This is a genomic window from Streptomyces sp. NPDC085944 (assembly GCF_040686295.1).
GTDB lineage: Bacteria > Actinomycetota > Actinomycetes > Streptomycetales > Streptomycetaceae > Streptomyces > Streptomyces salinarius.
Genome location: NZ_JBFBJX010000010.1, coordinates 27,662 through 41,178 on the forward strand (window position 1 = coordinate 27,662; position 13,517 = coordinate 41,178).

The window sequence follows — 13,517 nt, forward strand, 5'->3', positions numbered from 1 at the left end:
GCACAAAGGGCGGCCCTCCCGTTGCGGGGAGGGCCGCCCCTCTGCGAGCGCTGTGGCCGACCGGGCCGTGGCCGACCGGGCTACGCGCTGATCTTCTGCTTCACCTGAGCCAGCGACGGGTTCGTCAGCGTCGAGCCGTCGGGGAAGAGCATGGTCGGCACCGTCTGCAGACTTCCCTACTGGTTGTGGCGGCCAGGGAGGGCTGCCCATGTCTTGGGGAGGGGCAAGGGTGTGAACCTTCCCCTTGATCGTGGACGCCTGGAGACTGGGACCTGAGGTTCCAGAGGAAGTAGCACCAGGTGGGAAACAAGTACACGAAGCGGTACACCGAGGAGTTCAAGCGGGACGCGATCGCGCTCGTCGACTCCTCGGGCAAGACGGTCACCGCTGTCGCCCGGGAGCTCGGCATCAGCTCGGAGTCCCTGCGCGGCTGGTACCGCCAGGCCAAGGCGGATCGGGGCGAGGGCGCCCCGGGCGAGCTCACGACCGCCGAGCGCGAGGAGCTCAAGCGGCTGCGACGGCAGAACGCCGAACAGGCCAAGACGATCGAGGTCCTGCGAAAAGCCGCGGTCTTCTTCGCGAAGGAGAGCGATCGGTGAACGAGACGTACGCGTTCATCGAGGCGGAGAAGACCACCCACGGCGTCGCTTTCCTCTGCCGCCTGCTGCAGGTGGCCCGTTCCTCGTTCTATGCCTGGCTCGCCGCGGCGAAGACCCGGGCTGCCCGCCGGGCCGCCGGGCCGCCGACCAGGCTCTGGTGCACGAGATCACCGTGATCCACGTCGGCTCGCGCCAGACCTACGGCGTCCCCCGCGTCCATGCCGAACTGCGGCGTCTGGGACGGACGGTGAACCGCAAACGAGTCGCCCGCCTCATGCGCGAACACGGCATCCAGGGCGCCACCCGACGCAAGCGCCGTTCGCTGACCAGGCCGGACAAGAAGGCCAGGCCGGCCCCGGACCTGATCGGCCGCGACTTCCACGCCGAGACGCCCGGCACGAAACTGGTCGGCGACATCACCGCCCTGCCCACCGCCGAGGGCTGGCTCTACCTCGCCTGCCGGCTGGACCTGGCCACCCGCGAGGCCGTCGGCTACTCGATGGCCGACCACCACCGCGCCGACCTCGTCGTCGACGCACTCGACATGGCCCACGGCCGCGGTGGACTGCAACCCGGCTGCGTGATCCACAGCGACCGCGGCAGCGAATACACCTCAACCCGATTCCGCGCTCGAATACGGGAGTTGGGACTCCAGCAAAGCTGCGGACGCACCGGATCATGCTTCGACAACGCCGCCGCGGAGAGCTTCTGGGCCCTGCTCAAAGAAGAGATCGGCACCCGCGTCTGGCCCGACCGGGCCACCGCCCGCGCCGACGTCTTCGACTTTATCGAGACGTTCTACAACCGCCGCCGACTGCGCAGACACAAGGTCTTCGGCTACCTCACCCCGGCCGAAACCCGGCAACGACACCAACACACCCTCGCGGCATAACCATCGAGTGTCCAAGATCACGGGGAAGCTTCACCCACGGCTTCCCCCTTACATCGGCACTCCATGTCGCGTTCGATGCTCCCGACCATCGAGGAGCAAGGTCAAGAACCAGAGCTTTCCGGAACAGGAAAGCCGTCGCCCGAGGTCTTCTCGACTTGTGGGGTGCCTCACCGAGATGATGCGGATGGTGTGATCATCGAGTTCTCGGCGGTCGACCGCCAGAGCGGAGGCAGCGGCGTGCAGGTGTACATCAGCGCTGACATGGAGGGCGTCACTGGATTGGTGGGCGCCCAAGACGTGCAGGTCGGCGGGCAGGACTACCAGCATGGTCGGGTCATGATGACCGAGGACGTGAACGCGGCCGTGCGTGGCGCGCTCGCGGCTGGTGCCACGCGGGTTCTGGTGAATGACGCCCACAGCTCCATGCGGAACCTGCTCGCGGATCAGATGCACCCCGAGGCGGAGTTGGTCAGGGGCAAGCCCAAGCGGATGGGCATGCTCGAAGGCCTGGACGGTGACTTCGATGCGGTGCTGTGTGTCGGCTACCACTCACGTGCCGGCGCCCTGGGCGTGCTCAGCCACAGCTACATGGGCCACGAGATCGAGGACATGTGGTTGGACGACCAGCCCATGGGAGAGATCGGATTCGCGCATGCCACGGCCGCTGCACTGGGGGTACCCGTGGTGATGCTTTCCGGCGACGACGCGGCCTGCGATGAGGTGACAGCCTGGGACGCCAAGGTCGTCACGGCTCCCGTCAAGTACGCCAGGGATCGCTTCAGCGCTCGGCTGAGGCCTGCGATCGAAGCACGTAAGACAATCGAGGAGGCCGCCGCCGAAGGAGTGCGTCGCGCCGACTCTCGCCCACGGCTGCCTCGCACGGAAACCACAGCGACCTTGGCGGTGCGGTGGCAGTCGGCCACCGTTGCCAGCCAACTCGAAGCGATTCCTGGAGTCAGCCTGCGAGACTCGCGCACCGTCCAAGTGGCCGGGCCTGCTCCGCAGCTCTACCGACTCTTCGGTGTCTTCATGCGAGTGGCGGCATCACTGACCGACCAGCAGCCGTATTGCTGAGCAGTCGGACAGGGACGAGACCCGCGCCCGTGATCATTGGGCGGGGTCTCCTGCGCGTACTCCCGGGTCAGACGCCGAGCGCCTGCTTCACCTGGGCAAGGCTCGGGTTCGTCATCACGACCTCAGTGCCACCACTGGAGGGAACTACCTGAACAGTGGGCACCGTCTGGTTTCCGCCGTTCGCTTTCTCCACGAACGCGGCCGACTCCGGGTCCTGCTCGATGTTGACCTCGGTGTACGTGATGCCCTCGCGGTCCATCTGGCTCTTCAGTCGACGGCAGTAGCCGCACCACGTGGTGCTGTACATCGTCACAGTGCCCGACATGTCTCTCGTGCTCCTTCGGCGGCTCGGGAAGCGGCGGCTCGGGATGAGGTCGCAGCAGGAGAACATCCGCGGCGGCGCCACCATTCCCGCCTCGTGCATGCCACGTGACGTCTGCCGCATCGGTACGACTATCGGTGCGTGCCTGTGGACAACCGACTCACCCGTCCCGCGAGACCTGGCAGCATGGCGGTGTGACAGCAGCAACGCACTCCACCCTCTTCCCGCAGGTACCGGACTCGGCCGACGCGGTGCTCGAAGGGCTCGACCCCGAGCAGCGCGAGGTGGCGACCGCCCTGCGCGGCCCGGTGTGCGTGCTGGCGGGAGCCGGTACGGGCAAGACCCGGGCGATCACCCACCGCATCGCCTACGGGGTGCGCGCCGGGATCCTCCACCCCTCCAGCGTGCTCGCCGTCACCTTCACCAACCGCGCCGCCGGGGAGATGCGCGGCCGGCTGCGCCAGCTCGGCGCGTCCGGTGTGCAGGCCCGCACTTTCCACTCGGCGGCACTGCGGCAGCTCCAGTACTTCTGGCCGAAAGCGATCGGTGGTTCGCTGCCCCGGCTCGTCGACCGCAAGATCCAGCTCGTCGCCGACGCGGCCGCCGCCTGCCGCCTCCGCCTCGACCGGGGCGAGCTGCGCGACGCCACCGCGGAAATCGAGTGGGCCAAGGTGACCCAGACCGTCCCCGCCGACTACGCCCCGGCGGCGGCCAAGGCCGGCCGCGAGACACCCCGCGACCCGGCGGAGATCGCGCAGCTGTACGCCGCCTACGAGGACCTCAAGCGCACGCGCTCCGTCATCGACTTCGAGGACGTGCTGCTGCTGACGGTGGCCGTCCTCCAGGACCGGCACGACGTCGCTGAGCAGGTCCGCGCCCAGTACCAGCACTTCGTCGTCGACGAGTACCAGGACGTCAGCCCCCTCCAGCAGCGGCTGCTGGAGCTGTGGCTCGGGGACCGGGACGACCTGTGCGTGGTTGGTGACGCCGGCCAGACGATCTATTCGTTCACGGGAGCAACCCCCGACCACCTGCTCGACTTCCGCGTCCGTCACCCCGGCGCCATCGTCGTCAAGCTGGTCCGCGACTACCGGTCCACCCCCCAGGTCGTCCACCTCGCCAACGGCCTGCTCACCCAGGCCCGGGGCCGGGCCGCCGATCACCGTCTGGAGCTGGTCTCCCAGCGCCCCGCGGGCCCCGAGCCCGTCTACACCGAGTACGCCGACGAGCCGGCCGAGGCCGAGGGCGCCGCCCGCCGTATCCGTGAGCTCCTCGACTCCGGCGTCCCGGCCGCAGAGATCGCGGTCCTGTTCCGCACCAATTCCCAGTCCGAGACCTATGAGCAGGCGCTCGCCGACGCCGGGGTCCCCTACCAGCTGCGGGGCGCGGAGCGCTTCTTCGACCGGCCCGAGGTGCGCAAGGCCGGCAGCGCCCTGCGGGCCGCGGCGCGCTTCGGCGGCAACGACTCCCTCCTCGACGACGTCGTCGACCTGCCCTCGCAGGTACGCGCGGTGCTGTCCGGGGAGGGCTGGACGACCGAGCCCCCGGCCGGGTCGGGGACCGTCCGGGAGCGCTGGGAATCGCTGGCCGCCCTGGTCGGCCTGGCCCAGGACTTCGCCGCCGCCAGAGAGGGAGCCACGCTGAGCGACCTCGTCGTGGAGCTCGACGAGCGGGCGGGCGCCCAGCACGCCCCGACGGTGCAGGGCGTCACCCTCGCCTCCCTGCACTCGGCCAAGGGCCTGGAGTGGGACGTCGTCTTCCTGGTCGGTGTCGCCGAGGGCATGATGCCGATCACCTACGCAAAGACCGACGAGCAGATCGAGGAGGAACGCCGCCTCCTCTACGTCGGGGTCACCCGCGCGCGGCAGCGCCTGCACCTGTCCTGGGCGCTGGCCCGGTCGCCCGGTGGCCGGCCTAACCGCAGGCCCAGCCGCTTCCTCAAGGGGCTGCGGCCCGGCTCGGGCGCGGCGGGCGGGCGGGTGGCCGCCGGGGGTGCCGGGGGCGTGGAGCACGGGCCCCGGGGCGGCGGCGGTGGCGGTGTCGCGGCCCCCGCACCGAGACGGGCCCGGCGGACACCGGCCCGCTGCCGGGTCTGCGGGCGCACGCTCACCGACGCCGGGGAGATGAAGCTGATGCGCTGCGAGGGCTGCCCGTCCGACATGGACGAGGGCGTCTACGAGCGACTGCGCGAGTGGCGGGCGGTGCAGGCGGAACGCAGCGGACAGCCCGCGTTCTGCGTCTTCACCGACAAGACACTGATGGCGATCGCCGAGTCCGTCCCGGAGGACGAGCGGGAGCTGGCCCGCATCCCGGGGGTCGGGATGCGCAAGCTCAACCGCTACGGCTCCGACGTTCTGGCCATCTGCGCAGGCCAGGAAGGTGTGGGGCTTGACGAGGGCGACTGATACGAACTCGTCGAAAAAATAGTTTGCGCATGCCCCGGGAATCCCCATAGGTTCTTGGTCACGGGAACAGCGGCCTTCCCGAAGGCCCTGAATCCGTGTTGTACTTGCATATCCGCGGACTGGTTCATGCCAGTCCCCCGAGACGCCGAGAGGAGGCGAGTCCAGTGATCAGCATCAACAGCAGCTTCGTCGCCAGCTCCACCGCCAAAATGACCGATCGCTCGGTCGTCTCCCTGTTCATCCTCGGCGCTTCTCACTCGGGCACCGGTCTGTCCGGCATTCGTGCCGGGCGTCCGGCTGCCGCCTCCGTTGCCCCCGCGGGCCTTCCTGTCCGCGAGCGCAATGAGCGACCGACCAAGGCACTGGAAGCAGCAGTAGCGGCACAGGCGCAGGCCTATGCCTTTACCGCGACCGGTGCCGGATTCAGGAAGCAGACGACGCAGCACCACCTGATGTGGGCCTTCCGTGGGCCAGAACCCTGGAGTGATCCAGCCTGATCGCCGATCAGGCCGGCGCCTTCAGGGCCGCGGAACCCCACCCGGGATCCGCGGCCCTTCTGTTTGTCCCCGAACGGGGGCGACAGCACGAAGGTGCCTCGGGACAAGAAAAGAACCCGGTACCAAGCCGCCACCCGGCCAACCGGCCGGAACGAACAGACGAGGAAGACCACCCGTGCAACTCGAAGCGCACGCCCCGTCCGTACCGCCTTCCGACACGATCCCCAAGCCCTGTTCCACGGAGGACTCCACCTTGACCCCGCTCACCGCGCTCACCGCGCTCGACGACGCCATCGAGAACCTCGGCGTGCCCGTCCCGTGCCGCTCCTACGACCCGGAGGTCTTCTTCGCCGAGTCGCCGGCGGACGTCGAGTACGCCAAGTCCCTCTGCCGCACCTGCCCGCTGATCGAGGCCTGCCTCGCCGGGGCCAAGGAGCGGCGTGAGCCCTGGGGCGTCTGGGGTGGCGAGCTGTTCGTCCAGGGTGTCGTCGTCGCCCGGAAGCGGCCCCGCGGTCGCCCGCGCAAGAACCCGGTTTCGGCATGAACACCGCAGGAACGATCGACCGTCCCCTCACGTACGACCCCCAGAAGCAGGCCCCGATGAAGCCGTCCACCCACGACATCGCAGGCACCGCGCCTGAAGACTTCACCACCAGTGGCGCGAAGGACTCGCGCCAGAACAGGACCCGTGAAATGCAACTCATCCCAGAAGCCCTGGCGCGTGCGCATATGCGCGACCGCCTGCATGAGGCCGAGCGGGAACGCCGGGCGCTGCGCCTGGCGACCGCTCGCCGGATGCAGCGCCGGGCGGAGCGCGCCTCGATGCGTGCTCGGCGTGCGCTGGCCATGGCGGTCATGCAGTAGCCGACACACCTGGAGCGGTGGTCTCCCGACGGGAGACGAGACTTCGCGCGTGGGGGCCGGTCCGGCCGAACGGACCGGCCCCCACGGTGCGTTCGCCGGCCCCCGGGGGCGTGTTCGGTCGTCGCGGATCAGGCCTCCGCGGCGGCCTCCTCCGCCTCGTACACGACTTCGGTTTCCCCGGCGTCGTCCTCGGCCGCGTCCTCGGCGACGAACCCGACCAGCCACTCCTCCAGCTCGTCGCGCAGCCGAACCGTCGCCCCCAGCTGGCACAGCACCCCGATGGTGCTCAAGGTCACGCGGTGGATCAGCAGATAGGCCGGCGGCAGGTTGAGCTGCTTGGCCAGCTGGTACGCGGGGGAGCGGGGATCACCGATGCGGGCGGCCTGGCTCCGCATCCAGCCGCGGGTGAAGGTGAACGCGTCGACGCGGGCCGGCTCGATGATGGGCAGGAGATAGTCGAGAACGGCGTCGGGGTCCAGCTCTATCGACTCCTTGACGAACCCCTCCGCGCGGAGCATCTCGTAGACGGCATCCGCCTCGCCGTCCAGCGTCATGCGCAGGGCCTCGCCGATCGGCTCGGGCAGGCCGCCCGGGAGGCGGTCGACCGTGCCGAAGTCCAGCACGCCCAGGCGCCAGTCGTCCTCGCCCTCAGGCCCGCCGGGCAGCAGACGGAAGTTGCCGGGGTGCGGGTCGGCGTGCAGCAGTCCGGTGCGCGCGGGACCGGAGAAGAGGAAGTGGGCCAGCAGCTGGCCGGCCCGGTCCCGCTGCTCCTGCGTGCCGTCCGAGATGATCTCCGACATCGGGATGCCGTCGATCCACTCGGTGATCAGCACCTGCTCGCACTGCTGGATGACATCCGGCACCACGATGTCCGGGTCGTCGGCGAACACCTCGGCGTGGGTCCGCTGGGCCTCGGCCTCCAGGTCGTAGTCGAGCTCCTCCGAGACCCGGTCCTTCAACTCCGTGATCAGCGGCTTGATGTCCATGCCGGGGACCAGCGGGCCGAGCAGGCGGGCGAAGCGGCTGAGCTGGTTCAGGTCGGAGAGCAGCGCCTCGCCGGCGCCCGGGTACTGCACCTTGACCGCCACCTCGCGGCCGTCGTGCCACACCCCTCGGTGCACCTGGCCGATCGAGGCGGCCGCGGCGGGCTTGTCCTCGAACTCCAGGAACAGGTCCTGCCAGTCCTCTCCGAGCCGCTCCGTCAGCACGGCGTGCACCGTGCGCGTCGGCATCGGCGGTGCCGCCTCCTGCAGCTTGGTCAGCGCCGCCCGGTAGGGGCCCGCGACCTCCTCGGGCAGCGCCGACTCGAAGACGGACAGGGCCTGCCCGAACTTCATCGCTCCGCCCTTGAGCTCGCCCAGCACCTTGAACAGCTGCTCCGCGGTGCGCTGCTGCAGCTGCTGGCCGACGATCTCCGCGGACTCGCCCACGATTCGCTTGCCCAGCCCCCAGGTGGCCCGCCCGGCGAAGCCGAGCGGGAGCGCGGCGAGCTTGGCGGTCCGGGTGACCGCCTTGCGCGGAAGATCAGACATGCGCCCTCCAAGTCCCAGCCGGCCGCGCCGGTTCCGCCTCGTGGCGTACTTCCGCTGACGGCCCTTGCCCAGCCATTGTCGCGCGCCACCCCCCGTCCTCGGGGATGTGTTCCTGCTTACCTTTTCCGGCCGCCCCGCAGGGGCACGCGGAGTGGGCGCGAACCGGCCGGGCGTGCCAGTGCAGCGCGGGAAGCGAGACCTCCCAGCGCGCACCGGTGCTGGAAGGCGTCCGGCCGTCCAGGAAGGCGAGTGCGTGAGCCGCCGCCAACCCGGCGACGGTCGCCGCGAGCGTGAGGTCGCACGGAGGGACCCGGTGCTGTCGGCCGGAGCGCCACTGCGCCACCAGCCGCGGCCAGACCGGGTCCTGGTCGGTGCGGTCGGCGTGCAGGCAGCCGGCGCAGCCCGTCTCGCCGGGCAGCACGAGGGGGCCGACGACACCGGTTCCCTCCACGACTCCGGCGTACAGATGGGGCGTGCCGGAGGCCATCAGGGATTCCGCGGTGGCGGGGTCGGGCGTGTGCACCGCGACGTCGTCGCGCGGGGCGACGATCACCAGGGAGAAGCCCGGGGAAGCCTCCTCGCGCGGAGTCGTCGGGCTCCGGCGCGGCGGCCGGTCGGGGGCCGCCCGGCGCACGACACGACGGGCCGACTCGTCCCGGCGGTCGCCGATCGACTCGGCGGGCAGGCCGCCCGGAGCGACGTCCCACGGCTCGACGCGTCCGCTGTCGCGCACGTCGATCTCCCCGACACCCGAGCCCGACAGCAGGCCGGCCAGAACCGCACCCACCCGTCCCGCGCCCCGCACGCCCACCCGTAGAGCGCGTCGGGCGGCCAGGTGTCTCATCGCGTCGCCCGGTGCGGAGGTGGTCAGGGACAGCGAGGCGAGGTCGGGGCGGAGCCGGTCGAGGACCTTCTTCTTTTCCCGCAGGGCGTCGGCCGCCGGCCCGCCGCCGCGGGAGTCGTCGAGGAGACCGGCCCGCGCCAGCCGCTCCACCACCCGGTCCACGTGCCCGTCCGGCAGGTCCATGCGGTGCCCCTCCTCGCGCAGGAGCGCCGGGCCGCGGGTGCCGTTGAGCAGTTCCAGGAAGCTGCCCGTCGCGGTGTCCACCGGCGCCAGCGTCAGCGCGTGCGCCGGTGTCATCCCGAACTGCACGGTGTTCAGATCACGCCAGCCGCGCCTGAGCGCGGGCTTCACCATCGGATGCATTCCAGGCCCCCGTACGTCTTCCGGTGTCCGTGTGTGCGGTCCCGCGGTCGGTTGCGAGTCCGCCGGCGAGTGCCAGCATGCCCGGATGAGCGGAAAGCCGTCGAAAGTTGTCCACAGGGGGTGGGTATTTGTCGTACGAATCAGCCGCGCACCTCCCAGGACGAGTGGCGGATCGGCACCGAAGCGTCCCGGAGCCGGGACTTCCCCGTGTGCAGCGGGTAACGTCGTGGCGTGTCCGCCGACCCACTGCACCGCGCCGGGGCGCCCCCGCGCACACCGACGAGTCCGCCGCCGAGCGTCCCGGGTACGAGCGCGATCGAGGTGCGCAGGAGCACCCGGCGACGCCGGACGGTCTCCGCGTACCGCGAGGGCGACCGCACCGTCGTGCTGATCCCCGCCCGGATGTCCGAGGCCGAGGAGCAACGCTGGGTGAGCGTCATGCTCGACAAGCTGGCCGCGCAGGAGAGCAGACGCGTCCTCGGCGACGCCGAGCTGGCCGAGCGCGCGGAGCGCCTGTCGGGTCAGTACTTCGAGGGCCGGGCCCGGCCCGCCTCGGTCCGCTGGGTCACCAACCAGAACACCCGCTGGGGCTCCTGTACCCCGTCCGAGGGGAGCATCCGGCTGTCGCACCGCCTGCAGGGGATGCCCGAGTACGTCGTCGACTACGTCCTCCTGCACGAACTGGCACATCTGCTGGTCCCCGGGCACGGACCCCGGTTCTGGCGGCTGCTCGAGGCCTACCCGCGGACCGAGCGCGCCCGGGGCTACCTCGAGGGTGTGGTCGCCGCGGACCGGCTGCCGCACGTGCCCGGCGCCCGCAGCGAGTAGCGCGCGCGAGCCGGGCGGGCGTCCGCCACGGCCGCGCACGGGTTTCGTACCGGGTCGGTACCGGCTCCCTCCGGTGTCGGTGTTTGCCGTTAGCCTGTCGCGACGCACTCACACTCGGATGGGGGACGGTCGTAACGCATGGCCAGGGAATTTCAACGCGGTCACAAGGCCAGGATCAGTGATCTCACCGCGGGCACGGATCTGTACGTAGGCGTGCAGATCTCCGGCCCCGGGCTGAGCTTCGACATCAGCTGCTTCGGTCTCGACGCCGACGAGCGGTTGTCGGACGACCGGTACTTCGTGTTCTTCAACCAACCGAAGACCCCCGAGGAGTCCATCCAGCTCCTGGGTGCGCAGGCGGGTGACACGGAGTCCTTCCGGGTCACCCTGGACAGGATCCCGCAGCACATCCAGAAGCTCTCCTTCACCGCGACGATCGACGGCGCGGGACAGATGTCGCAGGTCGGTCCCGGGTACCTCCGGATCGTCGCGGGCGGCGAGGAGGTGGCACGGTATCCGTTCAGCGGTTCGGAGTTCTCCACCGAGCGCGCCGTGATGCTGGGCGACTTCTATCTGAAGGACGTGTGGCGGTTCGCCGCCGTCGGGCAGGGCTTCGACGGCGGTCTCGACGCGCTGCTGAGGAACTTTGGTGGTGAGGTGGCCGAGGACGAGGCACCCGCGCCGCAGCAGGCGCAGCAGCCGCAGTCCGGTGCCGCCCCGGGCTTCGCGCCGCCCGCCCAGGCCTCGGCGCCCCCGGCCTTCGGCGCGCCCGCCGCCTCCGCACCGGCCCCCGCGTCGCCGCCCGCCCAGCAGGGCTTCGCGCCGCCGCCCGCGGCCACGCCGCCACCGGCTCCCGCTCCGGCGCCCGCGCCGGACGTGCACGCCGCGCAGACCGTCATCGCGCCCATGCACACGCCGCCCGGCGGCGCTCCGGTGCCGCCCCCCGCCCCGGCGCCCGCGCCGTACGGCCGGCCGGGCCGGCCCGGTCAGCAGCCGCAGTACGGTCAGGTTCCCGGCCAGACCGCGCCGCCGCCCCCCGGCTACGGGCAGCCCACCCCGCCCCCGGGCTACGGCCAGCCGACGCCACCGCCCGGCTACGGTCAGCAGCCGCCCCAGGGCATGCCCCAGGGCGCACCGCAGGGCGCCGGTGTGACCGCGGCGCTCCAGCAGTTCCGGGAGACCGCGACCGGGCAGCGCTGGACGCAGCAGAACAAGAAGCTGGTCCGCGTCGACCTAGGGGCGGAGGGCCAGCCCGTGCTCGCCCGGCAGGGCAGCATGGTGCTCTACCAGGGCAAGGTCGATTTCAGCTACAAGGGCGCCGGATTCGCCGGCCGGGTCGTGGGCAACGCCACCGGCCAGGAGATGCAGCTGATGCGCTGCACCGGCAAGGGACAGGTGTTCCTCGCGGACAACTCCGCGATGCTCCACCCCATCGAGCTCCAGGGCGACGCCGTCTGCGTCTCCGCGGAGAACGTCCTCGCCTTCGACGAGAGCCTCCAGTACGAGGTCCGCCGCATCGAGGGGCACGGCATCCCGGGTGGCGCGCTGTTCACGATGCAGTTCCAGGGCACCGGGACGATCGTGGTGAAGACGCGCGGCGTGCCCGTGGTGCTGCCGGTCACGCCCACGACGTTCGCCGACTGCAACGCCGTGGTCGCCTGGTCCGCCGCCGCGCAGGTGGTCGTCTCCAGCCAGGTGCGGATGCGTCGCAACTCCTACGCGGGCGACACCGGCGAGAGCGTCAACCTGCAGTTCCGGGCCGCGCCCGGCAGCTTCGTCGTCGTCCAGCCGTACGAGATCTGAGGGAGAGCCCGACATGAACCAGCCGCTCGCGGGCTACGCTCCCGCACCCGTCGCCGCCCGCATGGAGAACCACGGCAACCACATGCTGAAGGTCGCCATGCAGACGGGCAACGACCTCCTCGCGCGCGTGGGCTCGATGGTCGCCTACGAGGGCTTCGTCCAGTACGAGCCCAACCCGCCGGCCGTCCGCCAGATCGCCAAGGACTGGATGACCGGCGAGGGCGCACCCCTGATGAAGTGCTCCGGCGACGGACTGCTCTACCTCGCCGACTACGGCGCCAACGTGGTCGTCATCAATCTCAACGGTGACGGGATCTCCGTCAACGCCACCAACCTGCTCGCCTTCGACGCCCACCTGACGTGGGGTGTGGAGCGGGTCAAGGGGCTGGCGAAGTTCGCCGGGCAGGGCCTGTGGAACACCAAGATCTCCGGGCAGGGCTGGGTCGCGCTCACCTCCCGGGGCAAGCCGATCGTGGTCGACTGCGGCGGTGGCGAGGACGAGACCTACGTCGACCCGGACGCGCTCGTCGCCTGGTCCCCGAACCTGAAGGTGAAAGGCAAGCGCAGCTTCAAGGCGCAGTCGCTGATCGGCCGCGGCAGCGGCGAGGCCTTCCAGATGGCCTTCTCCGGTCAGGGCATCGTCGTCGTCCAGCCCAGCGAGGACAGCACCGACCGCCTCCGGGCCCGGGGCTGAGGGGGAGCCAGAACATCATGCAGAGCCCGATTTTCGCCTACAACGACCAGCAGACCCAGGAAGCCTGGAGCCTGCAGAACAAGCACATGCTCCGCGTCGCCCTGACGGGCCACGACGACGTGCTCGCCCGCAAGGGCACGATGGTCGCCTACCAGGGGCTCGTCGAGTTCGACGCCGAGTACCAGAGCAACAGCCAGTCACGCGCGCGTGCGCGCACCGGTGAGGGCCTGGACCTGATGCGCTGCCACGGGCAGGGCACGGTCTACTTCTCCAACCTCGCCCAGTGCGTCCACGTGGTCGACGTAGACCAGGACGGACTCACCGTCGACAGCAGCTACGTGCTCGCCATGGACTCGAACCTCCACCACGAGGTCATCGCGGTGGACAGCCTCTACGGCATCTCCGGCTCGGGGAAGTACCAGCTCAACATCACCGGCCGGGGCAAGGTCGCCCTGATGACCTCCGGTTCCCCGCTGTTCCTGCAGGTGACGCCCGACAAGTACGTCAACTGCGACGCGGACGCGATCGTCGCCTGGTCCACCGGACTGCGTGTGCAGATGCAGGCCCAGACGCACTCCTCCGGTGTGTGGCGGCGCCGCGGGAACACCGGTGAGGGCTGGGAGCTGAGCTTCATGGGCAGCGGCTTCGCGCTCGTCCAGCCCAGCGAGCTGCTGCCGCCGCAGAACGCGCAGGTCGGCTCGGGTCTCGCCGCCCAGTACGGCATGGGCCAGCAGGGCGCCCGCGGTCAGAACCAGGGCAACGTCTGGAGCTGAACACGGGACACGGCCGCAGTTCGGTAA

The 13,517-nt window shown here is 70.6% G+C and carries 15 protein-coding genes and 1 pseudogene; 12 read left to right on the forward strand and 4 right to left on the reverse strand.

Features of this window, described 5'->3' with window-relative positions; all coding sequences use genetic code 11:
• Nucleotides 1-80: 80 nt before the first annotated feature.
• A pseudogene (locus tag AB0P07_RS20540) lies at nt 81-167 on the reverse strand (NrdH-redoxin); the annotation flags it as partial.
• Between the two features lie 132 nt (nt 168-299).
• On the opposite strand from AB0P07_RS20540, the gene AB0P07_RS20545 reads away from it, so the two are divergent.
• The 4 genes from AB0P07_RS20545 to AB0P07_RS20560 all read left to right on the forward strand — a co-directional run bounded on the left by AB0P07_RS20545 (nt 300) and on the right by AB0P07_RS20560 (nt 2,565).
• Complete coding sequence (locus tag AB0P07_RS20545) at nt 300-599, forward strand: transposase (protein WP_365552513.1); 300 nt, start codon at nt 300-302, stop codon at nt 597-599.
• The gene (locus AB0P07_RS20550; RefSeq protein WP_365552515.1) at nt 596-775 is read left to right on the forward strand and encodes a hypothetical protein; all 180 of its coding nucleotides are present in this window, start codon (nt 596-598) and stop codon (nt 773-775) included. Before AB0P07_RS20545 ends, AB0P07_RS20550 begins: the two co-directional genes overlap by 4 nt.
• Nucleotides 757-1,491, forward strand: coding sequence for an IS3 family transposase (locus AB0P07_RS20555; protein WP_365552517.1), 735 nt, complete (start codon nt 757-759; stop codon nt 1,489-1,491). The genes AB0P07_RS20550 and AB0P07_RS20555 overlap by 19 nt, the downstream gene beginning before the upstream one ends.
• Before the next feature lie 237 nt (nt 1,492-1,728).
• On the forward strand, nt 1,729-2,565 hold the full coding sequence (locus AB0P07_RS20560; protein ID WP_365552920.1) for a M55 family metallopeptidase: 837 nt from the start codon (nt 1,729-1,731) through the stop codon (nt 2,563-2,565).
• 67 nt (nt 2,566-2,632) lie between these two features.
• Here AB0P07_RS20560 and AB0P07_RS20565 read toward each other — a convergent pair whose 3' ends face one another.
• Complete coding sequence (locus AB0P07_RS20565; RefSeq protein WP_365552519.1) at nt 2,633-2,890, reverse strand: mycoredoxin; 258 nt, start codon at nt 2,888-2,890, stop codon at nt 2,633-2,635.
• Nucleotides 2,891-3,081: 191 nt separating this feature from the next.
• On the opposite strand from AB0P07_RS20565, the gene AB0P07_RS20570 reads away from it, so the two are divergent.
• From AB0P07_RS20570 to AB0P07_RS20585, 4 genes are all read left to right on the forward strand, one after another.
• The gene (locus tag AB0P07_RS20570; RefSeq protein ID WP_365552521.1) at nt 3,082-5,292 is read left to right on the forward strand and encodes an ATP-dependent DNA helicase UvrD2; all 2,211 of its coding nucleotides are present in this window, start codon (nt 3,082-3,084) and stop codon (nt 5,290-5,292) included.
• A 164-nt stretch (nt 5,293-5,456) separates the two neighbouring features.
• A complete protein-coding gene (locus AB0P07_RS20575) occupies nt 5,457-5,789 on the forward strand; it encodes a hypothetical protein (protein WP_365552523.1) in 333 nt (110 codons plus the stop codon).
• Between the two features lie 175 nt (nt 5,790-5,964).
• Nucleotides 5,965-6,333, forward strand: a complete 369-nt coding sequence (locus tag AB0P07_RS20580; RefSeq protein WP_003973786.1) for a WhiB family transcriptional regulator — start codon at nt 5,965-5,967, stop codon at nt 6,331-6,333.
• Entirely contained in the window at nt 6,330-6,653 is a 324-nt protein-coding gene (locus AB0P07_RS20585; RefSeq protein WP_365552525.1) for a hypothetical protein, read from the forward strand. The genes AB0P07_RS20580 and AB0P07_RS20585 overlap by 4 nt, the downstream gene beginning before the upstream one ends.
• A 128-nt stretch (nt 6,654-6,781) precedes the next feature.
• Here the strand turns inward: AB0P07_RS20585 and AB0P07_RS20590 are convergent, their stop codons facing one another.
• Both AB0P07_RS20590 and AB0P07_RS20595 read right to left on the reverse strand, forming a co-directional pair.
• Entirely contained in the window at nt 6,782-8,185 is a 1,404-nt protein-coding gene (locus AB0P07_RS20590; RefSeq protein WP_365552526.1) for an AarF/ABC1/UbiB kinase family protein, read from the reverse strand.
• The gene (locus AB0P07_RS20595; protein WP_365552528.1) at nt 8,178-9,392 is read right to left on the reverse strand and encodes a TOMM precursor leader peptide-binding protein; all 1,215 of its coding nucleotides are present in this window, start codon (nt 9,390-9,392) and stop codon (nt 8,178-8,180) included. The genes AB0P07_RS20590 and AB0P07_RS20595 overlap by 8 nt, the downstream gene beginning before the upstream one ends.
• A 231-nt stretch (nt 9,393-9,623) precedes the next feature.
• Between AB0P07_RS20595 and AB0P07_RS20600 the strand changes: the two genes are divergently transcribed.
• The 4 genes from AB0P07_RS20600 (at nt 9,624) to AB0P07_RS20615 (ending at nt 13,490) form a co-directional block, all read left to right on the forward strand.
• Nucleotides 9,624-10,220, forward strand: a complete 597-nt coding sequence (locus AB0P07_RS20600; protein ID WP_365552530.1) for a M48 family metallopeptidase — start codon at nt 9,624-9,626, stop codon at nt 10,218-10,220.
• Nucleotides 10,221-10,358: 138 nt separating this feature from the next.
• Nucleotides 10,359-12,023 carry a TerD family protein gene (locus tag AB0P07_RS20605; RefSeq protein ID WP_365552532.1) on the forward strand — a complete coding sequence of 555 codons (1,665 nt, stop codon included), beginning with the start codon at nt 10,359-10,361 and terminating at the stop codon, nt 12,021-12,023.
• 13 nt (nt 12,024-12,036) lie between these two features.
• Nucleotides 12,037-12,717 carry an AIM24 family protein gene (locus tag AB0P07_RS20610; RefSeq protein ID WP_365552534.1) on the forward strand — a complete coding sequence of 227 codons (681 nt, stop codon included), beginning with the start codon at nt 12,037-12,039 and terminating at the stop codon, nt 12,715-12,717.
• A gap of 17 nt (nt 12,718-12,734) precedes the next feature.
• On the forward strand, nt 12,735-13,490 hold the full coding sequence (locus tag AB0P07_RS20615; protein ID WP_365552536.1) for an AIM24 family protein: 756 nt from the start codon (nt 12,735-12,737) through the stop codon (nt 13,488-13,490).
• Nucleotides 13,491-13,517 lie beyond the last annotated feature (27 nt).

What these genes read in the sequence shown, in the direction of transcription:
- AB0P07_RS20565 (WP_365552519.1), bottom strand. Translation starts at nt 2,890, where the DNA reads ATGTCGGGCACTGTGACGATGTACAGCACCACGTGGTGCGGCTACTGC.
- AB0P07_RS20595 (WP_365552528.1), bottom strand. Translation starts at nt 9,392, where the DNA reads ATGCATCCGATGGTGAAGCCCGCGCTCAGGCGCGGCTGGCGTGATCTG.
- AB0P07_RS20610 (WP_365552534.1), top strand. Translation starts at nt 12,037, where the DNA reads ATGAACCAGCCGCTCGCGGGCTACGCTCCCGCACCCGTCGCCGCCCGC.
- AB0P07_RS20590 (WP_365552526.1), bottom strand. Translation starts at nt 8,185, where the DNA reads ATGTCTGATCTTCCGCGCAAGGCGGTCACCCGGACCGCCAAGCTCGCC.
- AB0P07_RS20615 (WP_365552536.1), top strand. Translation starts at nt 12,735, where the DNA reads ATGCAGAGCCCGATTTTCGCCTACAACGACCAGCAGACCCAGGAAGCC.
- AB0P07_RS20605 (WP_365552532.1), top strand. Translation starts at nt 10,359, where the DNA reads ATGGCCAGGGAATTTCAACGCGGTCACAAGGCCAGGATCAGTGATCTC.
- AB0P07_RS20585 (WP_365552525.1), top strand. Translation starts at nt 6,330, where the DNA reads ATGAACACCGCAGGAACGATCGACCGTCCCCTCACGTACGACCCCCAG.